Below are 20,170 nucleotides of genomic sequence, written 5' to 3' on the forward strand. Positions count from 1 at the left end.
TGGACACATTTAAACGGGTGAAGATGCCAGATAAACAGTGAGTTAGAGCAATTCCACTGGGCCAGAGTTCAGTGGAATTGCGCCAGGCGCGCATTGCGGTATGGGGGCGGGGACGCTACGCCAGGTACATGGCCCGAGACCTTGAGCAAGGACATACCATGACCGACCTGCGAGACCCAGCCACCCCCGCCGATGACGTACGCCGCCTGCTTGGCCTGCAACCCCACCCCGAAGGGGGCAGCTACCGGGAAATATGGCGCGATGCGCCCGATGACGGCACGCGTGGCACGGTATCGACCATCACGTTCCTGCTTGCGGCGGGCGAGCGTTCGCACTGGCACCGGGTGGATGCGGCGGAAATCTGGTGCTGGCAGGGTGGCAGTCCCCTTGTGCTGGAAATTGCCACGGCGCGGGGCGCGCCGGTTACCCGCGTTGTCCTTGGCCCCCTGCCGGGGCAGGGACAGGCGTTGCAGGCAGTCGTGCCCGCGGGCGCATGGCAGGCGGCATGCAGTCAGGGTGCGTGGAGCCTGATGGGCTGCCAGGTCGCACCGGTCTTCCAGTTCAGCAGTTTTGAGCTTGCCCCCGCTGGCTGGTCACCGGAAGGAGCCGGCGCATGACCGCCCCGCGCACGCCCCGGTGGCTGGTCTGGGCCCGTGACCTGCAGGCGCTGGCACAGAGTGGGCTGGCCTATACCGAAAACCCGTTCGACCGGGAACGCTATGACAGCATAATGAAAATCGCGGTCGACATGCTGGCCACCGGCAGCAATGCCGACATGACGCGCGTGCTGGAACTGTTTACCGGCCAGGATGGCTACGCCACGCCCAAGGTCGTGGTGCGCGCGGCCGTGTTTGATGAGCGGGGGCGAATCCTGCTGGTGCGCGAAGTGCTGGACCACGACCGCTGGACCCTGCCCGGCGGCTGGGCGGATGTAAACCTCTCGCCCGTGGACAACACGGTCAAGGAAGTGCGGGAAGAAAGCGGCTATGACGTCCGGGTCAAGCGGCTTGCCGCCGTGTGGGACCGTGACCGCCAGGGGCATCCGCCGGGGCCGTTCTCGTCCTATACGCTGTGCTTCATATGTGAACTGACGGGGGGCGCTGCGAAAACCAGTGTCGAAACATCCGAAATCGGCTGGTTCGCCGAGGACGATATCCCCGCCGACCTGTCGCTGGGCCGGGTACTGCCCGGACAGATCGCCCGCCTGTTCACCCATATGCGCGATGCTGGCCTGCCGACGGATTTTGACTGACCCCCGACCACGCAGGCCATTGAAAACACCGCAGGGATTTCCATATCCATTACAAATTGCAACTCACGGCATTTCAATAAAAACAGGAACAGCCCATGACGGAACAGACAACATCTCCCACCCCCGGTGCCACGGGCGAGCAGCATGAGTTCAGCGCCGAGGTCGGCCGCCTGCTCGACCTTGTGGTCCATGCGCTTTATTCCGAACGCGAAATCTTCCTGCGCGAACTGGTGGCGAATGCCGCGGATGCGACCGACAAGCGCCGCTTCGAGGCGCTGTCCGATGGCGCGCGCGCCCTGCCCGATGATGCGAAGATCCGCATCAATCCCGACAAGGACGCCCGCCTGCTGACCATTACCGATGATGGCGCGGGCATGAGCAAGGAAGAACTGGCCCGAAACCTGGGCACCATCGCCCGTTCCGGCACCCGTGCCTTTGGCGAGGAACTGGCCAATGCGAAACCCGAGGACAAGCCGAGCCTGATCGGGCAGTTCGGCGTCGGCTTCTACGCAGCCTTCATGGTGGCGGACAGGGTGGACGTGATCTCGCGCCGCGCGGGCAGTGACGAGGCATGGCAGTGGTCTTCCACCGGCAAGGGCAACTACACCATCAGCCCCGCAACGCGTGAGAAGCCGGGAACTGACATCATCCTGCACATCAAGGAAGATGCGGACGACTTCCTCGATTCGTGGCAGCTTGAAAGCATCGTGCGCAAATGGGCCGACCACATTTCGTGGCCCATCACCATCGTAAAGGATGGTGAGGAAACATCGGCCAACAAGGGCACGGCACTGTGGCGCAAGCCGCGTGGCGGCATTGACGAAGAACAGCTGAACGAGTTCTACCGCCACGTCAGCCACAATTTCGACACCCCCTGGGCCACGCTGCACTGGCATGCCGAAGGCACCATGGAATTCTCGGCCCTGTTGTTCATTCCCGGCAGCAAGCCCTTCGAATTCGCCGAGCCTGTGCGCGAAAGCCAGATCCGCCTGCATGTCCGCCGCATGTTCATTACCGACGATGCAGGCCTGCTGCCGCCCTGGCTGCGCTTCGTGACCGGCGTGGTCGATACGGAGGACCTGCCGCTCAACGTATCGCGCGAAATGCTGCAGGCGACACCGGTGCTGGCGCGCATCCGCAAGGCGGTGACCAACCGCGTGATCTCCGAACTCAAGACCCGCAGCAAGGACGAGGCGGATTTCGAGAAGTTCTGGGACAATTTCGGCCCGACCTTCAAGGAAGGCATCTGGGATGATGCCGTGCACCGCACGGAACTGGCGACCATCGCCCGCTTCCGTTCCAGCACGCAGGATGGCTGGACCACGCTGGATGCCTACCTTGAGCGCAAAAAGCCCGAGCAGGAAGCCATCTACTACCTGACGGGCGACCGCACGGAAATGCTGCCGTCCTCGCCCCAGCTTGAAGGCTTCCGCGCCCGCGGGATCGAGGTGCTGCTGCTGTCCGACCCGGTGGATTCCTTCTGGCCCGACCGGCTGGGTGTGTACAAGGACACGCCGCTGCGCAACATCAGCCAGTTCCACACCGATCTTGAAAAGTTCGGTGCGCCGGAGGAAACGCAGGCCGAAAAGGATGCGCTGGAAGCCGTAATCCCCGCGCTGAAGGAAGCGCTGGGTGACGCGGTATCGGATGTGAAGGGCACCAACCGCCTGGTCAACAGCGCGGTGGTGCTGGCGGCCCCCGAATCCGGGCCGGACCTGCAGATGATCCGCCTCATGAAGCGCAGCGGCCAGCAGGTGCCCGATACGGCGCCCGTGCTGCAGGTCAATCCCGGCCATCCGCTGATCGCCGATCTGGCGGCACGGGTGAAGAATGGCGACCCGGTGCAGGATATTGCCCTTGTGCTGATGGACATGGCCCGCATCCAGGATGGTGAAAGCCCGAAGGACCCGACCGGCTTTGCCCAGCGCCTGACCGCCATCCTGACGCGCCTGCCGCTGACGGACGGCCCGCAGGGCTGAATGTTCCAGCCTTATGGGGCTGGTCGGCACGATCCCGCCATGCATCGCGCATGGCGGGATTTTTTGTTCCTGGCGGCCGTCAGCCATCATTCCCCTGTCTGCCGCGCCATGGGGCCGTGTGCCCGTCATGAACCGCAGTATTTCTTGCGTGCATTCCCACGGCGTGATCATTCCCGCCCCCTTTCCTGTGTAGGGCGGCAGGACCACATGCACGACCGGGCATGCGCTCCGGTGTGGAATACCATGCGGACAGCCTGTATGATGGTTGCCCGGCGGGTGCAGGGCCATGTTGCCACGTTGTACAAAAGGCCCATATTGCCGGTTCGTGAAGTATTCGGGGCCGAAGGGGCTTGAATGCCGGCGGGGCGGATGCTTCCCTGCGCGCCCTTTTGTGTGTTCCGGTTTTTGGATGGCGGCACGTATTATATGAAGATTGATAACGTCTCTTATCGCAGCGTATGGGTGGACACGGATGATGGCTGGTCGGTCCATATCTTCGACCAGACCCGGCTGCCATGGTCGCTGGATATCCTGCGCCTGACCGAACGTGACCAGGTGGCGCATGCCATCCGTACCATGCAGGTGCGTGGCGCGCCGCTGATTGGTGCCGTGGCCGCCTACGGGCTGGCGCTGGCCCTGCGCCGTGACAGCAGCGATGAAGCCATGGAACGGGATGCGGCCATGCTTGCAGCCACCCGGCCCACGGCGGTCAACCTTGGCTGGGCGATCCGGCGCATGCTGACCCGCCTGCGCACCACGGCGGTCGCGGATCGCGTGGCGGCGGCGTATGACGAAGCCGGGCGCATCTGTGATGAGGACGTGATCCAGAACGAGGCCATCGGCCGGCAGGGCCTTGAACTGATCGAGGAAATCGCTGCCCGCCGTCCCGGCCCGGTCAACATCATGACCCACTGCAACGCAGGCTGGATCGCCACCGTGGACTGGGGTACGGCGCTGGCGCCGATCTACATGGCGCATGACCGGGGCATTGACGTACATGTGTGGGTGGATGAAACCCGCCCGCGCAACCAGGGCGCGTCGCTGACCGCATGGGAACTGGGCCGCCACGGGGTGAAGCACACGGTCATTGCCGATAACGCCGGTGGCCACCTGATGCAGCATGGCCAGGTGGACATGGTGATCGTGGGTACCGACCGCGTGACCCGCACGGGGGATGTGGCCAACAAGATCGGCACCTATCTCAAGGCGCTGGCCGCCCGTGACAATGGCGTGCCCTTCTGGGTGGCGCTGCCGTCCACCACCATCGACTGGACCATCAGCGATGGCGTGAAGGAAATCCCCATCGAGGAACGTGACGGGCGCGAGGTCACCCACATTCAGGGCCGTGACGAAGCCGGCAGCGTGACCGGCGTGCAGCTTGTGCCCGATGGCAGCAAAGCCGCCAACCCGGCGTTTGACGTGACACCCGCGCGCCTCGTGACCGGGCTGATTACCGAGCGCGGCCGCTGCCCCGCCACGGCGGACGGGCTGTGCGACCTGTTCCCCGAATACGTCTGAGCAGGCCCGCGCAGGGCACGGCCCTTCACCTATAACCTTGACACGGGCGGGCGGGATTGGCTTTGTCGCGCCTGCAACCGGGTGTGGCCCCACGGGGCGCACTCCCCCAAATCTGGTAGAATCAGGACAAGATCATGCATCCCTATCGTACCCATAGCTGCGCGGCCCTGCGGGCCGCCGATGCCGGGCAGACGGCCCGCCTTTCGGGATGGGTACATTCCAAGCGCGATCATGGCGGCCTGCTGTTCATTGACCTGCGCGACCATTTCGGCATGACGCAGATCGTGATCCCCGCAGGCTCCCCCGTGCTGGAAACGGCGGAACGCGTGCGCGTGGAAAGCGTGCTGACGGTCACGGGCGAAGTCGTGCTGCGTGATGGCGCGACAAAAAACCCCAACCTGCCCACCGGTGAGATCGAACTGCGCGCGCGTGAAATCGATGTCCAGTCCAGCGCCGACGTGCTGCCGCTGCAGGTTGCGGGCAACGAGCACTACCCCGAGGACCTGCGCCTGACCTACCGCTACATCGACCTGCGGCGCGACAAGGTGCATCGCAACATCATGCTGCGCGCGCAGGTGATTGCCAGCCTGCGCAAACGGATGACGGACCTGGGCTTCATGGAATTCCAGACCCCGATCCTGACCGCGTCCTCGCCCGAAGGGGCCCGCGACTTTCTGGTGCCCGCGCGCATGCATCCCGGCAAGTTCTACGCCCTGCCGCAGGCACCGCAGCAGTTCAAGCAGCTTGCCATGGTGGCGGGTTTTGACCGCTATTTCCAGATCGCGCCCTGCTTCCGTGATGAAGCGGCCCGCGCCGACCGCTCGCCCGGTGAATTCTACCAGCTTGATTTCGAGATGGCGTTCGCGACACAGGAAGACGTGTTCGCAACCCTTGAGCCGGTGATGGAAGGCGTGTTCCGCGAGTTCGGCGGTGGCCGTATCGTCAGCAAGGGCCCGTTCGAGCGCATTCCCTACGCCACGGCCATGGAAGTCTATGGCAGCGACAAGCCCGACCTGCGCAACCCGCTGAAGCTGTCGGACGTGACCGAAGCCTTTGCCGGTTCGGGCTTTGGCCTGTTCGCGCGCATCGCCGCCGATGGCGGGCAGATCCGCGCCATCCCCGCGCCGGGTGCTGGCGACCGCCCGCGTGCGTTCTTTGACAAGCTGAACAGCTGGGCGCGCGAATCCGGCGCCGGTGGGCTGGGCTACATCATCTTTGCCGAAGATGGCGGCAAGGGCCCGATCGCCAAGAACCTCGAGGCCGACCGGATCGAGGCCATCCGTGCAAAGACCGGCCTGACGGCAGGTGATGCCGTGTTCTTCGTCGCGGGCAAGGGCGATGAGATGGTCAAGTTCTCGGGTGCCGTGCGCACGCGGGTTGCGACCGAACTGGACCTGATCGAGCAGAATGCCTTCCGCTTCTGCTGGATCACGGATTTCCCGATGTACGAGCGTAACGAGGAAACGGGGCAGATCGACTTCTCCCACAACCCGTTCTCCATGCCGCAGGGGGGGATGGACGCGCTACAGAATCAGGACCCGCTGACCATCAAGGCGTTCCAGTACGACATCGTGTGCAACGGCATCGAACTGTCCTCGGGCGCGATCCGTAACCACCAGCCCGACGTGATGATCCGCGCATTCGAGATTGCCGGTTATCCCGCCAGCGAGGTCGAGGCCCGTTTTGGCGGCATGCTCAATGCCTTCCGCTATGGCGCGCCGCCGCATGGCGGTTCGGCGCCGGGTGTGGATCGCATGGTCATGCTGCTGGCTGATGAACCGAACATCCGCGAAGTCATCCTGTTCCCGCTCAACCAGCAGGGTGAGGACCTGATGATGGGCGCGCCCGCCCCGGTCGAGCCGCAGCGGCTCAAGGAACTCTCGCTCGCCCTTGACCTGCCGCGTCCCAAGCCCGGCCAGGCCAAGAGCTGACCCGCATGCACCCTGTTGCCCCCCAGCGCGGCCGCGCCGGATGGCTGGCCCGTGGCTGGGTGGCGGCGGGGGTTTCGACCGCATGGCTGTGGCATGGCCATGCCATGGCGGCCCCGGCCATGGCGGCCCATCGCGCGGTGTATGACCTGACGCTGGTGGCTGTAAGCGGGGGAGATGTCGTTACGGCGGAGGGAAAACTGACCTTCGTCCTGTCGGACATGTGTTCGGCATGGTCGACCCAGCAGCAGTTGCACCTGCGCACGGTGGACCGGGACGGCGGCGAATCGGTCAGCGATTCGGATTACGCCGTGCTAGAGGAAAAGGACGGCTCATCCCTCGTCTTCCGCGCCGACCAGACGGAAAACGGTCATCCTGCCCCCCGCATAGCGGGGGAGGCCAATATGCGCCCCACGGGCGGTTCCGTGCACTACACGGCCCCCACCCCGCATGACGTGGTGCTGCCGGCGGGCACGCTGTTCCCCGTGGCGCATACCGCAGCCGTGATCGCGGCGGGGGAGACGGGGCGCAGGCAGATCGCGCCCAGCCTGTTCGATGGTACGGTGGAAACCGGGGCGCTGGGCACCTACGTGCTGTTGCTGGGGCAGGAGACGCCGGTCGACACATCCTTTCCCGTCCTGAACGGCATGGCGGCGCAGCGGGTGCACGTGGCCTATTACAATCCCGCCACCCGCGACATGACGCCCATATTCGAGACCGGCATGCGCTACTTTGCCAATGGCGTGGCCGACCGGGTGGACATGGATTTCGGCCAGTTCCGCATGGCGGGCACGTTGCGGGAATTCCGGCTGCTGCCCATGCCGGGCCACTGTCCCGCCCCGGCCAGCGTGCCGGCTTTGCCGCCGCTCAGGCGGTTGCATCCGCCAGCGTAATGGCCAGCGGCACATGGTCCGATGGCTGGGCCCTGCCGCGCTCGTCACGCGCGGGCAGGGCAGCGAGCAGCCGTTCCGCCACCCGGGGGGAGAGCAGGGCGTGGTCGATGCGTAGCCCGCTGTCACGCTGCCAGGCAGCGGCCTGATAATCCCAGAACGTATAGAACCGCCCGGTGGGGTGGAGTGCGCGCAGCGCATCGGTAAGCCCGAGCCATAGCAGGCGGCGGAAGGCGGCCCGGCTTTCGGGCCGGACCAGCGCATCGGTGGGCGGCAGGGCGCCGGGGGCGTAGTCCTCATCGGTGGGGCAGACATTGTAGTCGCCCATCAGCACGAAATCCTGCCCGGCCTGAAGCATGCCACCGGCATGCAGGGCCAGTGCCTCCATGAAGGCAAGCTTGGAGTCGTAGCCCGGACCGCCGCCGGAATTGCCGTTGGGCAGGTACAGGTTGCCGACCACCAGCCCGCCCGTGCGTATTTCTACATAGCGGGCCTGCGGCGGGTCGGTCTCCCAGCCGGGCAGGGCGGTATGCGTGACTTCAAACGGCTGGCGGGACAGGATGGCCACGCCGTTATAGCTTTTCTGCCCGACCACGGTGCGTTCATACCCGGCCTGCGCGAATGCACCGGCGGGAAAGATGTCGGTGGCGCACTTGATTTCCTGCAATGCCAGCACGTCGGGCTGTTCGCGGGCCAGGTAGTCCAGCACATGGTCACAGCGCTGGCGGATGGAATTGACGTTCCAGGTAACGAGTTTCATCATTCGACCGAGAAGCTGGTGCCACACCCGCATGATGACGCGGCATTGGGATTGCGCACGGTAAAATGCGCGCCCATCAGGCTGTCGTTGAAGTCCAGCTCGGCCCCTGCCAGCAGGTCAAGGCTGGCCGGGTCCACCAGCACGCGTGCCGTGCCGGCGGGAATGACGGTGTCATCGGGCGCCACGGTGTTATCGAGCGCGAATTTGTACTGGAAGCCATTGCATCCCCCCGCTTCCACCGCAACGCGCAGCGCGGGTTCGCCATCTGGGGCCGGGGACTGTTCATCCAGGATCTCGCGCAGGCGGCGCGCGGCCGATTCCGATACACGGAAGCCATCGGTGGCGGGGGCAGGGGGCTGGGACATCGGGCTTCACCATGGTCAATGCGGCGCGGCGGGGCCGGATCATGTTGGCCACGGCGCGCGCGCGGGTTATGGATGGGGACGGTATCATCATGTGCCGTTCCATCCATGGCTGGATCCTGATCTTATATGAGTACTGCACCCTATGCTGTCCAGCCCGCCACCGCCCGTGGCAGGCTTTACCCGGAGGCCGAGGCCCCGACCCGGAGCCCATGGCAGCGTGATCGCGACCGGGTGCTGCATTCGTCGGGCTTCCGTACGCTGCAGTACAAGACTCAGGTGTTCCTCAACCATGAAGGGGATTTCTTCCGCACGCGCCTGACCCATTCGCTGGAAGTGGCCCAGGTCGCCCGCTCCATCGCGCGCAGGCTGCAGCTGGAGGAAGACCTGACCGAAGGCCTGGCCCTGGCGCATGATCTTGGCCACACCCCCTTTGGCCATGCGGGGGAGGAAGCCCTGGCGAGCGCCATGAAGCCATGGGGCGGTTTTGACCACAACACCCAGTCCCTGCGGCTGGTCACGTTGCTGGAGCGCCGGTATTTCGCCTTCGACGGGCTGAACCTGACATGGGAAATGCTTGAAGGACTGGCCAAGCATAACGGCCCCGTGGACCATCCCACCCCCTATGTGGCCGGGTACGCCGCCCGTCACGGGTTGGAACTGGAAAGCTATGCCTCCGCCGAGGCACAGGTGGCCGCCCTGTCCGATGATATCGCCTACCATGCCCACGACCTTGATGACGGGCTGCGGGCGGGGCTTTTGCATATCGAGGAACTCGAGACCCTGCCCGTGGTGGGCGAGGCGCTGGCCGAGGCCCGCCGCGCCCAGCACGAGGCCACGCATGCGGGCGGCAACAACGACCCCCGCCTGCGCCACGAGACCATCCGCCGCGTCATCAACACGCTGGCCATGGACCTGATCCGCCAGACCCAGCGCAATCTTGAACGGCTGGCCCCCCGCAGCGCGGATGACATCCGCCACGCCGCCCGCCCGGTCGTGGCCTACAGCCCCGGGATTGGTGCGGCCAATCTGGAAATCCGCAAATTCCTGTATGCGCGGCTGTACCGGCACTGGCGCGTCAACCGCATGACGCGCAAGGCAAGGCTTACGGTCGAATCGATCTTCTCCATCCTGTCGGATAACATGACCCTGCTGCCCGATGGCTGGCGCGAGGCGGCCCTTGCCGCGCGCGATGGGGGTGATATGGCGCGTGCGTGCCGCGAGGTGGCGGATTATGTTGCCGGTATGACCGATCGCTGCGCGATGGAGGAATATCGACGGTTGACGGACCTGTCCTCCCCGGGGTGAAACACCCGCAGCACGCCTGTCCGGCTGCTGCCCGTCTTGCGGGCGGGCCGTCGCGGGTCATCCATGCCGGGCCACAGGGTCCGTTACTGTTTTTGTCGGGAAACCAAACCGCATGTCAGACTGTCTGTTCGCCCGTTACCTTACGCATGTGCGCGATGCGTTGCGCACGATCATGCCCGACCTGCCCGAAGCGGCCCTGGCGCGGGTGGAGGTCACGCCCACCCGTGATCCCGCGCATGGCGACCTGGCGACCAATGCGGCCCTTGTCATTTCCAAGGCCGCGCGCCGCCGCCCGGCGGATATTGCAGGCGAACTGGTCACGGCCCTGGCAACCGTGCCCGGCATCGCGCAGGCGGAGGTGGCAGGCCCCGGCTTTGTCAACATGCGGCTGACCCCCGCCGTATGGCAGGGCGTGGCGCATGCCGTGCTGGTGGCGGGGGAGGAATACGGCACCTCCACCGCCGGCAACGGGGTGAAGGTGAACGTGGAATACGTCTCCGCCAACCCCACGGGGCCGATGCATGTGGGGCACTGCCGGGGTGCGGTGGTGGGTGACGTGCTGGCCAACCTGCTGGCCAAGGCGGGCTACGCGGTGACCAAGGAATATTACATCAACGATGCCGGCGCGCAGGTGATCGCACTGGCATGGGCCACCTACTGGCGCTACCTGCAGGCGCTGGGTACCGCCCTGAGCGAGGAGGAATTCGCGCAGTCCGTGCCCGGCGGCAAGGTCCAGTACGGCGGCGACTACCTTGTGCCCGTGGGCCAGGCGCTGGCTGAAAAGCATGGTGACACGCTGGCCGCCCCCGGCCTGCGGCCTGCCGAACCCACGCTGTGGCTGGACACCGTGAAAAAGGAAGCGGTGGATACCATGATGGGCATGATCCGCGAGGATCTGGCAGCCCTTGGCGTGCATCATGATGTCTTTACCAGTGAAGCCAAGATTCTGGCCGATGGCGAGACCGACCGCGCCATTGCAGCACTCAATGCCAAAGGCCTGATTTACGAAGGCGTGCTGGAGCCCCCCAAGGGCAAGCTGCCCGATGACTGGGAAGCCCGGCCCCAGACCCTGTTCCGCTCCACCGAATTCGGTGATGACGTGGACCGCCCGCTGCGCAAGTCCGACGGGTCCAATACCTATTTCGCCAATGATATCGGCTACCATGCCGACAAGATCCGCCGCGGCGCGGATGTGCTGGTGGATGTGTGGGGGGCCGACCATGGCGGTTACGTCACCCGCATGAAGGCGGCCGTGGCGGCACTGGCAACGGACGGGAAGCCGGTTCTGGACGTGCTGCTGTGCCAGATCGTGCGCATCGTGCGCGACGGGCAGCCGGTGCGCATGTCCAAGCGCGCGGGCACCTTCGTCACCCTGCGCGACCTGATTGACGAGGTGGGCCGCGATGCCGTGCGCTTTACCATGCTGACCCGCAAGGCCGATGCCCAGATGGAATTCGACCTGGATCAGGTGGTGGCGCAGAGCCGCGACAACCCGGTCTTTTACGTGCAGTACGCCCATGCGCGCTGCCGCTCGGTACTGCGTGGTGCCGCCGAGATGGTGGAGAAGGGCGTATTCCCGGCCCCCTTCACCCCGGCTGACCTGCGCGCGGCCGACCTGTCGGGCCTGACATCGGATGCGGAACTTGCGCTGCTCCAGCGCATGGCGCAGTGGCCGCGCATGGTGGAGGCCGCGGCCAGTGCGCATGAACCGCACCGCATTGCCTTCTATCTCAATGAACTGGCATCGGATTTCCATGCCCTGTGGAACCGGGGCCGCGATGACACCACCCTGCGCTTCCTGCAGGAGAACGATGTCACCACCACCCGCATGAAGCTCGCCCTTGTCGAAGCCACGGCAACCGTGCTGCGATCGGGGATGAACGTACTCGGCGTACAGCCGGTCGAGGAGATGCGATGAGTCCTGACGAAACGCCGCCCCCCGGCGCCCCCCCCACGGACAGGCAGGCAAACCCGCCCGCACCCGACCCCTATGCCACGCGTCCCGCCGCGGGCCGGGAGCGCATGGGTGCTGATTCCAACCCCGATCTTGAACCGCGCACCCCCATCGACCCGCTGGAGGACACGCATGCCGGCCGGCCCGCGCGCGGGCGCGGCGGGTTTGACATCAGGGCGATGATGGCGCGGTTCGCGGGCAGCAACCTGCTGGGCGATGACCCGCTTACGCGCAAACTGGTCTATGGTGCCGCCGGACTGGGCGGCGTGCTGGTGGTGGCCATTGGGGGCTGGTCGCTGTTCGGCCACCATCAGGATGGCATTCCCGTGCTGGGGCCACCGCCGGGGCCGGTACGGGTCAAGCCCGCCGATCCGGGTGGCATGCAGATCCTGGGCGCGGCCGATGGCATGCCGGGTGATGGCGGGGTGATGCGCCTATCCCCGCCACCCGAACAGCCCCAGCCCGACGCCATGGCCCGCCAGTATGGCCAGACGGCAGCAGGGGATGAAAACGGGGCGGCTTCAGGCAGCGCCCCCGCCGGCCCGGCATCCGCCCCGCCGCCCCCCGCAGCGAATGCGGCCCTCTCCGGCCCACCGGCCCAACCCGCACCGGCCCAGTCCGCACCGGCCCAGTCCGCACCGGCCCAGTCCGCACCGGCACGGCAGGCGGCGCAGGATACGACGGAGGATGAAGCCCCCGCCCCTGCGCCCCGTGCCCTGCCGGCACCCGTGCCGCGTGCCACCGGCAGCCAGGGAACAGGCAGCTATGGCGTGCAGCTTGCGGCCCTCGATACGCATGAAGCGGCGCTGAAAAGCTGGAACCGGCTCGTCACCCGCTACCCTGACGTGTTCGGTTCGTACCAGCCTGCCGTGGTTCAGGCGGAACGCAATGGCAAGACGTTCTACCGCCTGCGGGTCAAGGGACTGGGCAAGGCACAGGCCACGTCGCTGTGCGAGAAGGTCAGGGCAAAAAGCCTGCCATGCGATCCGGTCCATTCCTGATGGCCCCATGCCGCAGGCCCCCGTGCAGCGGCCGGGACGGGTGAGCGGGCAGGACAACGGACCTGCCACCGCCCCGGTCGTGTCTTCCTCGGCCCCCATACTGCATCTGGAGGGGTTCGAGGGGCCGATGGACCTGCTGCTGGAACTGGCGCGCGCGCAGAAGGTTGACCTGTGGCGCATTTCCATCCTGCAGCTGGTGGAGCAGTACCTGGCCGTGGTCCGGGCCGCCCACGGCGTGGTGCGGCTGGAGCAGGCGGCGGACTGGCTGGTCATGGCGGCATGGCTGGCATGGCTCAAATCCCGGCTGCTCCTGCCCGAGGATGATGACGAAGCCACCGATGCCGAGGAAGCGGCGGCCCTGCTGCATGAACGGCTGCTGGAACTCGAGCGCATGGTCCAGCTTGGCCGCTGGCTGGGCGCGCGTGCCCAGCTGGGTTTTGACGTGTTCGCGCGCGGGCAGGCGGAAAGTCTTGTGGCGGTTGACCGCTCCGGCCTGGCGGTTGACGTGCCGCAACTCATGCGCGGGTACATGGCCGCCATGCGCAGGCGGGTGCGCAGATCCGTCTACCAGCCGCGGGTGCTGCGGTTCTGGACGGTGCAGGATGCGCTGGGCCGGCTGCGGCGCATGCTGGGCACGCCGGATGCACGGGTGGATGACTGGTGCGGGCTGGAGCGTTTCCTGCCCGACCTGCCGCCCCGGCCCGACATGACGGACATCATGGCGGAAACCGGCCGCCGGGCCGCCGTGGCGGGTACGCTGCTGGCCAGTCTCGAAATGGCGCGCAACGGCGCGATCGAGCTGCGGCAGACCGAACAGTTCGGCCGTATCCTGCTGCGTGAACGGATGGACGAAGGAACACAACCCGGAAAGGACATGGCCTGATGACAGATGAGCGGCAGGCTGGCCTGCTACCCGATGATGTCGTGCCGCAGCCGGTCGCGGTGCGCGTTTTTTCCCTGCGGCTGGTCGAGGCGCTGGTCTTTGCCCGCGCCGACCCGCTGAGCACGCGGGCCATAGCCGAGGTCCTGACCGCGCAGGGCGGCATCCCGCATGACGTCACGGACCGCGATGCGTATGTTGCCGCCACCCTTGCAGCCCTTGGCGCGCAGTATGAAGGGCGCGGCGTGGTGCTGGTGGAGGTGGCGGGGGGATGGCAGTTCCGCACGGCACCCGACCTTGCGCCGCGGCTGACCCGTGTCATGCCGCGTCCGCGCAGGCTTGCACGCTCCACCATGGAAACGCTGGCCATCATTGCCTACCACCAGCCCTGCACGCGTGCCGAGATCGAGGAAATCCGCGGCGTGAGCCTGAGCCAGCAGGTGCTGGACACCCTGCTGGAAGCGGAACTGATCCTGCCGCTGGGGCGCAAGGAAGTGCCGGGGCGACCCATCCTGTGGGGTACGTCGGCAGGGTTCCTGCGGCATTTCGGGCTGAAGGATCTGGGTGACCTGCCCCGGCGCGAGGAACTGCTGGTTGATGTGCCCGATACGGGCATGCCGCAGGAAGGAACCGGGGCGCCCGCCGTCCCGGACCCCGATGCGGCGGGGGCGCCTGACCTTGATGTGCCGGGCTCCGGTGTGCCGGACCTCGATATGCCGGATTCTGGCGCGCCGGACCCGGATGCGCCGGACGAGGTTCCTGACCCGCCCGCGTCGTGATAGGTGTGCGGGACGATAGGTGGTATGCGGGTTTGCGCGGGTGGGCAGCCAGCCGCGCGGTGGTGAAGGAAACTGGTCATGTTCGATTTCGCGTGGTCTGAATTTGCCCTGGTCGGGGTGGTGGGCCTGCTCCTGATCGGACCCAAGGACATGCCTGTCGCCATCCGCACGGTGACCGGGCTGATCAAGAAGGCGCGCGGGCTGGCCACCGAATTCCAGTCCCATGTGGATGAAATGGTGCGCGAGGCCGACCTGGGCGAAGCCCGCGAGCAGCTGGGCCAGCTCAGGCGGATGAACGTGCGTGACAGGATCATGGACGCCATTGACAGTGACGGCGCGCTGCGACGTTCGCTGGATGATACGCGGCCCGCGGCCGATACCGCCCTGCCGCCATCCGTCATTCCCCCACAGCCCATGGATGCGCTGCCCGAACAGAGGATTCCCACCCGTCACCATATCCCGCCCCTGGCCGATCCGGTGGCGCCGGTGGAGGACACGCTGGTGGTCGATGCCCCGGTCTTTCTCCCGCCGCGCACCGCGCGGCGCATCGCCGCCGAACTGCCCGGCCTGACGCCGCCCGCCTTCCTGCCGCCGGTGCGTGTCATCCACAGGGGGCAGCGTGTCTCCGTCACCTCTGGCGGGCGGGAATAAGACCACGATGGACGCAGGAGACGAGACCCTGAAGCCCGATGATACGATCAACGACCAGCCCATGCCCCTGCTTGAGCACCTGGTCGAACTGCGGCGCAGGCTGCTGTGGTCCATGGCGTCGTTCGTGGTGTGCTTTGCCGTCTGTTACTATTATTCGGAACAGATCTATTTCTTCCTGGCCAGGCCGCTGGGTGCCATCATGCGCCAGAAGGGTGAGCAGCCGCACCTGATCTATACCGCGCTGTACGAAGCCTTCTTCACCTACATGAAGGTCGCCTTCTTCGGTGCCGCGTGCCTGTCGTTTCCCATGGTGGCGGTGCAGGCGTGGATCTTCATCGCACCCGGGCTGTACCGTAGCGAGAAGCGGGCCTTCGCGCCATTCCTGGTGGCCACCCCCATCATGTTCACGATCGGTGCGGCGCTGGCCTATTATTTCATTTTTCCCGCCGCGTGGAAGTTCTTCCTGTCCTTCCAGACGGCGGACGGGCAGGACGGGCTGCAGATCGAACTGCAGGCCAAGGTATCGGAATATCTTTCGCTGGTCATGAAGCTGATCCTGGCGTTCGGCATGGCGTTCGAACTGCCGGTTGTGCTGACGCTGATGGCGCGCGTGGGGCTGGTGACATCGAAGGGACTGGCGAAGGTGCGGCGCTATGCCTATGTGGGGGCGTTCGTGGTCGCCGCCATCCTGACCCCGCCCGACGTGATTACCCAGACCGGACTGGCCGTGCCGCTGATCGGGCTGTACGAAATCTCCATTCTCTGCGCCCGCCTTGTCGAGCCGCGCAATCCGCCTGATGCAACCGAGGAGACGACCTGATGCATGACCTGCGCGCCCTCCGCGCCGACCCCGAAGGTTTTGATGCCGCCCTGAAGCGGCGGGGAGAGCCTGCCGTGGCACAGGCCCTGCTGCTGCTGGACCACGACCGCCGCGCGGCCGAGACCGCGCTGCAGGAACTCCAGGCGCGGCGCAGGCAGATATCGAAGGAAATCGGGGGCCTGCGCCGGACCGGCGGTGACAGCACGGCGCTGGAAGCGGAAGTGGCCGGTGCCAAGGCCCGCATGGAAGACCTTCAGGCCCGCGTGGACGAACTGGACGGCCAGATCCGTGCAACACTGGAACGCCTGCCAAACCGGCTGGATGCAGGCGTGCCCGATGGCGCGGATGAAAGCGCGAACGTGCTGGTGCACCAGTTCGGGACACCGCGCGAGTTCACCTTTGCCGCGCGTGAGCATTTCGAACTGGGCGAGGCGCTGGGCCTGATGGATTTCGAGACCGCATCCCGCCTGTCCGGCGCGCGGTTCGTGGTGCTGCGTGGCCAGCTTGCCCGCCTGGAGCGCGCCCTTGGCCAGTTCATGCTCGACCTGCATGTGGGCGAGAACGGCTATACGGAAACCGCCGTGCCGGTACTGGTCAATAGCGAGACCATGTATGGCACCGACAAGCTGCCCAAATTTGCCGACCAGTCCTTCCGCACGGAAGATGGGCGGTGGCTGATTCCCACGGCGGAAGTGCCGCTGACAGCCGTTGTGGGCGCGCAGATCCTGCCCGCGGACGCGCTGCCGCAGCGCATGGTCGCGCTGTCCGCATGCTTCCGCAGCGAGGCGGGGGCGGCGGGGCGCGATACGCGCGGCATGCTGCGCCAGCACCAGTTCCAGAAGGTGGAGATGGTCAGCATCACCACGCCCGAGGAGAGTGACGCCGAGCACGAGCGCATGACCCGCTGCGCGGAGATGGTGCTGGAAAAGCTGGGCATTCCCTACCGCCGCATGCTGCTGTGCGCGGGTGATACCGGTTTTGGCGCGGCCAGGACGTTCGATCTGGAAGCCTGGCTGCCAGGGCAGAAGGCATGGCGTGAGATCTCGTCATGCTCCACCACGCGCGACTTTCAGGCCCGGCGCATGAATGCCCGATACCGTGGCGCGGATGGCAAGCCTGCCTTTGTCCATACGCTTAACGGTTCCGGTCTTGCCGTGGGCCGCACGCTGATCGCGGTGATGGAGAACTACCAGACCGTGGACGGCAGCATTACGGTGCCCGATGTACTGCGGCCGTATATGGGTGGTATCGAGGTCATCCGTCGGGCGTAAACGCCCGCCCGCGGCACGGGCAGGAAACCAGAGGAAGGTTCTGGTAAAGCTTTTTTCCAGAAAGCTTCAGGGAATGCCGCCTTTTTAAAATAAAGGCGGTACCCGGAAACCTTTATTCCCTGCCAGCAAGTGACCTGATGAAGTTCAGCGCCCCTTGCGATGGGGGCGCTTTCCTTTTGGCGGCCCGCCATCGCGGCCGCGGCGCCCGGGCGGGCTGGCACGGCTGTCCGGGCGGAAAGGGGACGCGCCGGGTGCGCGGGCGCGGATGCTCTGCTGGCGCAGCACGTCCTCGATCCAGTCATTGAGGCGCGCGGTCGTGGCCTCGGCGTCCTCGCGGTTCACATAGGCTTCGGGAAAGCGCAGCGCCAGCCACCGCCAAGCCACCAGCCGCTTGTGCCGCTTTTCGGCGCGTTCCAGTTCCGTGCGCTCGGCCCGTTCGGCGGGCGGCAGGCGGCCCGTGCCCGGCGGCGGCACGGCATTGCCCGCCGCGTGGTCCGCCGCCCAGTGCACAAGGCGCTGGATGCCGTTGTCACGGTCATCCACCGGGCACATGGCGTAAACCCAGCGCTGGGCCAGCGTCAGGTCGGCCACACCCTCCAGTGCCGTGGCAATGGCGAAGGCCTGTTCCATGTTGGCCAGCCGGTAATTCGGGTCGTCCCGCCGCAGCACCGCGCGGCGGATGCGCACCAGCACGCCGAACAGGCTGTCGGACCCGATTTCGGCGGCAACGGCCTGCACGATATCCGCATCCGGCTGCACCTGCGGGCGCATGTCCTCGATCGGCTGGGGGGGCGCTGCCAGCATGGCATGGATGAAGGACGGGCTGCCCACGCCCTCCAGCACGGCCACGATACCCTGTTCATGCCTGCCGTAGCGCCCGGCGCGGCCGCCGATCTGCTTGACTTCCTGCGGGTTGAGATCGCGCGTCTGGTTGCCGTCATATTTGCGCAGGGCGGCAAAGACGACGCGGCGGATGGTCAGGTTCAGCCCCATGCCGATGGCATCCGTCGCGATCAGGATATCGGCGTCACCGTCATTGAAACGCTGGGCCTCCGCCCGGCGGACTTCGGGGCTGAGCGCGCCATATACCACCGCAACCCGCTTGCCCTGCGCCAGCAGCAGCGCGCGCAGGTCCAGCACCTCGCGGCGCGAGAAGGCGATCAGCGCATCGTGCTTCTGCAACTCGTGCAGGCTGACCGAACGTTCGGCGGCGACCAGCGGACTTTTGCGCTCCAGCCGGATTTCATCCACCGGGTCGCCGCACAGTTCGGCAATGCGCCTGACCATGGGAATGCAGTCTGGCGCGCCAAGGATGAACAGGTGCCGCGCGGGTGCGCCCATGATGGCCGCCGTCCATGCCGCCCCCCGGTCGGGATCGGTCAGCATCTGGGCTTCGTCGATGATCGCGACATCGACCGGGTTGTTCAGCGGGCACATTTCCACGGTGGCGGCCAGATGGCGGCTGCCGGGCACGTCGATGCGTTCCTCCCCCGTGGCAAGTGACGTGGGTACGCCGCGCGCGGTCAGCGACTCGCGGAACTCATGGGCCAGCAGGCGCAGCGGGGCGAGCGCCAGCCCGCTTTGCGCCTGTGCCAGCGCATCCAGTGCCGTGTGGGACTTGCCGCTGTTGGTCGGCCCCGTCACCAGTGTGATGCGACGATTGAGCGCGCGCGCCGTGCGGAAATGGGCGGCATAGCGGTCAAGGGCCGCGACCTGCGCGATGACGGCATTGCCGATGCGCTGGTTGCCAAGGTCAGGGGCCAGCGGCGCGCGGCCCGGGCCTTCCGGTCCTTCCCTGCGCCACTGGGGAAGCTGCTGGCGCAGCGCCATGAGCTCGCCGGGGTCGAACTCCCAGCGTTCCTGCCCGCCCGGCTGGGGCACGCGGCGGGCGACGGGCAGGCGGTTTTCGGCAATCCAGCGCAGCGCCTCGCGCTGGGAGCAGCGCAGCAGGCCGGGCACGTCGCTGAAGGGGACAAGGCTTTTTTCCCACTCCCGCAGGCGCAGCACTTCCTCGCGCCGGCGGGTGCGCGCCGTTTCTTCTATCCGGGTGTCGCGGTCCCGGCGGCTGGTATCCTCGCGCTCCATCTCGGCGGCGAAGGCTTCGGGGTCCGGCAGCGCGAACGCATCCGCCACGGCCAGGGCAAGGGTGCGGGTCCCGGCAGGTGCAAGCGTGCGGCCCGTGCCATCAAACAGGTCGCCACGCACGTTATCCATGGCCGCGCGCGGACTGTCACCCTGCGCGCGCAGTTTCTCGCGCAGCACGGGGGCAAGTGCTGCAAGCAGGCGGGCATCGTCGGGTTCGGGGTCGTCCACCGTCATGGCGGCGGCTTCCGTATCCGCGCGCGTGACCCATACCTGCCCTGCGCGGCGGGTCAGATCCATCAGGCGCGAGCCCCATGGCTTGCGGCGCACGGTGCACAGGGCTGTGCGGAAGCCGGCATCGTCTATCCGCTGGGCGCCGGGGGGCAGCATGCGTGCGATCACGCGCTCCAGCTTGGGGCGTTCACGGGTTTCAACATGCAGGCCGGTTGCGGCAATCGCCGCGTCCAGCGCCAGCAGGGCAGGGGCGGCCCGGTCGGGGAATTCAGAAGTCATACTGCCTATGTGCGTCATCCGCGCGGTCGGGACAATGGACTCAGTACTTGCATCCGCGCGTGAAATCATTGAATAGAAGCCCGCATCGTACGCATGTGACGTGACATGAGCGCCCCGGAATGGGCATTGTGCGGTGAATTCAGCTTCCCGTGGCGCGTGATATGTTTGTTTGTGCTGGAATTCCACGCTGTGGATGGCCTAGACATGCCCGCCTGAGCGATA

General features: G+C 66.4%; 17 protein-coding genes. 14 read left to right on the forward strand and 3 right to left on the reverse strand.

What is annotated here, in order from left to right:
* The first annotated feature begins 158 nt into the window (after positions 1-158).
* From LDL32_RS14745 to LDL32_RS14770, 6 genes are all read left to right on the forward strand, one after another.
* Positions 159-617, forward strand: coding sequence for a cupin domain-containing protein (locus LDL32_RS14745; protein WP_233068134.1), 459 nt, complete (start codon positions 159-161; stop codon positions 615-617).
* A complete protein-coding gene (locus tag LDL32_RS14750) occupies positions 614-1,252 on the forward strand; it encodes an NUDIX hydrolase (RefSeq protein WP_233068135.1) in 639 nt (212 codons plus the stop codon). Before LDL32_RS14745 ends, LDL32_RS14750 begins: the two co-directional genes overlap by 4 nt.
* 95 nt (positions 1,253-1,347) lie before the next feature.
* A complete protein-coding gene (htpG, locus tag LDL32_RS14755; protein ID WP_233068136.1) occupies positions 1,348-3,231 on the forward strand; it encodes a molecular chaperone HtpG in 1,884 nt (627 codons plus the stop codon).
* A gap of 426 nt (positions 3,232-3,657) precedes the next feature.
* Complete coding sequence (gene mtnA / locus LDL32_RS14760) at positions 3,658-4,749, forward strand: S-methyl-5-thioribose-1-phosphate isomerase (protein ID WP_233068137.1); 1,092 nt, start codon at positions 3,658-3,660, stop codon at positions 4,747-4,749.
* 134 nt (positions 4,750-4,883) lie between these two features.
* On the forward strand, positions 4,884-6,680 hold the full coding sequence (gene aspS / locus LDL32_RS14765; RefSeq protein ID WP_233068138.1) for an aspartate--tRNA ligase: 1,797 nt from the start codon (positions 4,884-4,886) through the stop codon (positions 6,678-6,680).
* Positions 6,681-6,685: 5 nt separating this feature from the next.
* Positions 6,686-7,570 (forward strand): EipB family protein, encoded by an 885-nt coding sequence (locus LDL32_RS14770; protein WP_233068140.1) that lies wholly within the window; start codon positions 6,686-6,688, stop codon positions 7,568-7,570.
* Here the strand turns inward: LDL32_RS14770 and LDL32_RS14775 are convergent.
* A complete protein-coding gene (locus LDL32_RS14775) occupies positions 7,545-8,330 on the reverse strand; it encodes an exodeoxyribonuclease III (protein WP_233068142.1) in 786 nt (261 codons plus the stop codon). The two genes, LDL32_RS14770 and LDL32_RS14775, sit on opposite strands and share 26 nt — an antisense overlap.
* Positions 8,327-8,692: an iron-sulfur cluster assembly accessory protein gene (locus LDL32_RS14780; RefSeq protein ID WP_233068144.1), complete on the reverse strand. Its 366-nt coding sequence runs from the start codon at positions 8,690-8,692 to the stop codon at positions 8,327-8,329. The genes LDL32_RS14775 and LDL32_RS14780 overlap by 4 nt, the downstream gene beginning before the upstream one ends.
* Before the next feature lie 126 nt (positions 8,693-8,818).
* Here LDL32_RS14780 and LDL32_RS14785 point away from each other — a divergent pair, with 126 nt between their 5' ends.
* The 8 genes from LDL32_RS14785 (at position 8,819) to serS (ending at position 17,353) form a co-directional block, all read left to right on the forward strand.
* Positions 8,819-9,997, forward strand: a complete 1,179-nt coding sequence (locus LDL32_RS14785; RefSeq protein ID WP_233068146.1) for a deoxyguanosinetriphosphate triphosphohydrolase — start codon at positions 8,819-8,821, stop codon at positions 9,995-9,997.
* Between the two features lie 112 nt (positions 9,998-10,109).
* Positions 10,110-11,915, forward strand: a complete 1,806-nt coding sequence (argS, locus tag LDL32_RS14790; RefSeq protein WP_233068148.1) for an arginine--tRNA ligase — start codon at positions 10,110-10,112, stop codon at positions 11,913-11,915.
* Positions 11,912-12,952: an SPOR domain-containing protein gene (locus tag LDL32_RS14795; protein WP_233068149.1), complete on the forward strand. Its 1,041-nt coding sequence runs from the start codon at positions 11,912-11,914 to the stop codon at positions 12,950-12,952. The genes argS and LDL32_RS14795 overlap by 4 nt, the downstream gene beginning before the upstream one ends.
* Positions 12,953-12,959: 7 nt before the next feature.
* Complete coding sequence (locus tag LDL32_RS14800; protein WP_233068150.1) at positions 12,960-13,835, forward strand: ScpA family protein; 876 nt, start codon at positions 12,960-12,962, stop codon at positions 13,833-13,835.
* Positions 13,835-14,611 carry an SMC-Scp complex subunit ScpB gene (scpB, locus tag LDL32_RS14805; RefSeq protein WP_233068151.1) on the forward strand — a complete coding sequence of 259 codons (777 nt, stop codon included), beginning with the start codon at positions 13,835-13,837 and terminating at the stop codon, positions 14,609-14,611. Before LDL32_RS14800 ends, scpB begins: the two co-directional genes overlap by 1 nt.
* A 78-nt stretch (positions 14,612-14,689) precedes the next feature.
* Positions 14,690-15,262, forward strand: coding sequence for a Sec-independent protein translocase protein TatB (tatB, locus tag LDL32_RS14810; RefSeq protein WP_233068152.1), 573 nt, complete (start codon positions 14,690-14,692; stop codon positions 15,260-15,262).
* 7 nt (positions 15,263-15,269) lie between these two features.
* Positions 15,270-16,082 (forward strand): twin-arginine translocase subunit TatC, encoded by an 813-nt coding sequence (tatC, locus tag LDL32_RS14815; RefSeq protein WP_233068153.1) that lies wholly within the window; start codon positions 15,270-15,272, stop codon positions 16,080-16,082.
* A complete protein-coding gene (serS, locus tag LDL32_RS14820) occupies positions 16,082-17,353 on the forward strand; it encodes a serine--tRNA ligase (RefSeq protein WP_233068154.1) in 1,272 nt (423 codons plus the stop codon). Before tatC ends, serS begins: the two co-directional genes overlap by 1 nt.
* Before the next feature lie 144 nt (positions 17,354-17,497).
* On the opposite strand, the gene LDL32_RS14825 is transcribed toward serS, so the two are convergent.
* Positions 17,498-19,948: a helicase-related protein gene (locus tag LDL32_RS14825; protein WP_233068156.1), complete on the reverse strand. Its 2,451-nt coding sequence runs from the start codon at positions 19,946-19,948 to the stop codon at positions 17,498-17,500.
* Positions 19,949-20,170: the final 222 nt, after the last annotated feature.

This window comes from Komagataeibacter sp. FNDCF1 (assembly GCF_021295335.1).
Classification (GTDB): domain Bacteria; phylum Pseudomonadota; class Alphaproteobacteria; order Acetobacterales; family Acetobacteraceae; genus Komagataeibacter.

Bases quoted from the DNA above. Each gene is read 5' to 3' on its own strand.
- scpB (WP_233068151.1), top strand. From the start codon at position 13,835: ATGACAGATGAGCGGCAGGCTGGCCTGCTACCCGATGATGTCGTGCCG.
- LDL32_RS14780 (WP_233068144.1), bottom strand. From the start codon at position 8,692: ATGTCCCAGCCCCCTGCCCCCGCCACCGATGGCTTCCGTGTATCGGAA.
- LDL32_RS14800 (WP_233068150.1), top strand. From the start codon at position 12,960: ATGCCGCAGGCCCCCGTGCAGCGGCCGGGACGGGTGAGCGGGCAGGAC.
- LDL32_RS14825 (WP_233068156.1), bottom strand. From the start codon at position 19,948: ATGACTTCTGAATTCCCCGACCGGGCCGCCCCTGCCCTGCTGGCGCTG.
- LDL32_RS14750 (WP_233068135.1), top strand. From the start codon at position 614: ATGACCGCCCCGCGCACGCCCCGGTGGCTGGTCTGGGCCCGTGACCTG.
- LDL32_RS14745 (WP_233068134.1), top strand. From the start codon at position 159: ATGACCGACCTGCGAGACCCAGCCACCCCCGCCGATGACGTACGCCGC.
- tatB (WP_233068152.1), top strand. From the start codon at position 14,690: ATGTTCGATTTCGCGTGGTCTGAATTTGCCCTGGTCGGGGTGGTGGGC.
- tatC (WP_233068153.1), top strand. From the start codon at position 15,270: ATGGACGCAGGAGACGAGACCCTGAAGCCCGATGATACGATCAACGAC.
- aspS (WP_233068138.1), top strand. From the start codon at position 4,884: ATGCATCCCTATCGTACCCATAGCTGCGCGGCCCTGCGGGCCGCCGAT.
- LDL32_RS14795 (WP_233068149.1), top strand. From the start codon at position 11,912: ATGAGTCCTGACGAAACGCCGCCCCCCGGCGCCCCCCCCACGGACAGG.
- LDL32_RS14785 (WP_233068146.1), top strand. From the start codon at position 8,819: ATGAGTACTGCACCCTATGCTGTCCAGCCCGCCACCGCCCGTGGCAGG.
- LDL32_RS14770 (WP_233068140.1), top strand. From the start codon at position 6,686: ATGCACCCTGTTGCCCCCCAGCGCGGCCGCGCCGGATGGCTGGCCCGT.
- serS (WP_233068154.1), top strand. From the start codon at position 16,082: ATGCATGACCTGCGCGCCCTCCGCGCCGACCCCGAAGGTTTTGATGCC.
- mtnA (WP_233068137.1), top strand. From the start codon at position 3,658: ATGAAGATTGATAACGTCTCTTATCGCAGCGTATGGGTGGACACGGAT.
- argS (WP_233068148.1), top strand. From the start codon at position 10,110: ATGTCAGACTGTCTGTTCGCCCGTTACCTTACGCATGTGCGCGATGCG.
- LDL32_RS14775 (WP_233068142.1), bottom strand. From the start codon at position 8,330: ATGATGAAACTCGTTACCTGGAACGTCAATTCCATCCGCCAGCGCTGT.
- htpG (WP_233068136.1), top strand. From the start codon at position 1,348: ATGACGGAACAGACAACATCTCCCACCCCCGGTGCCACGGGCGAGCAG.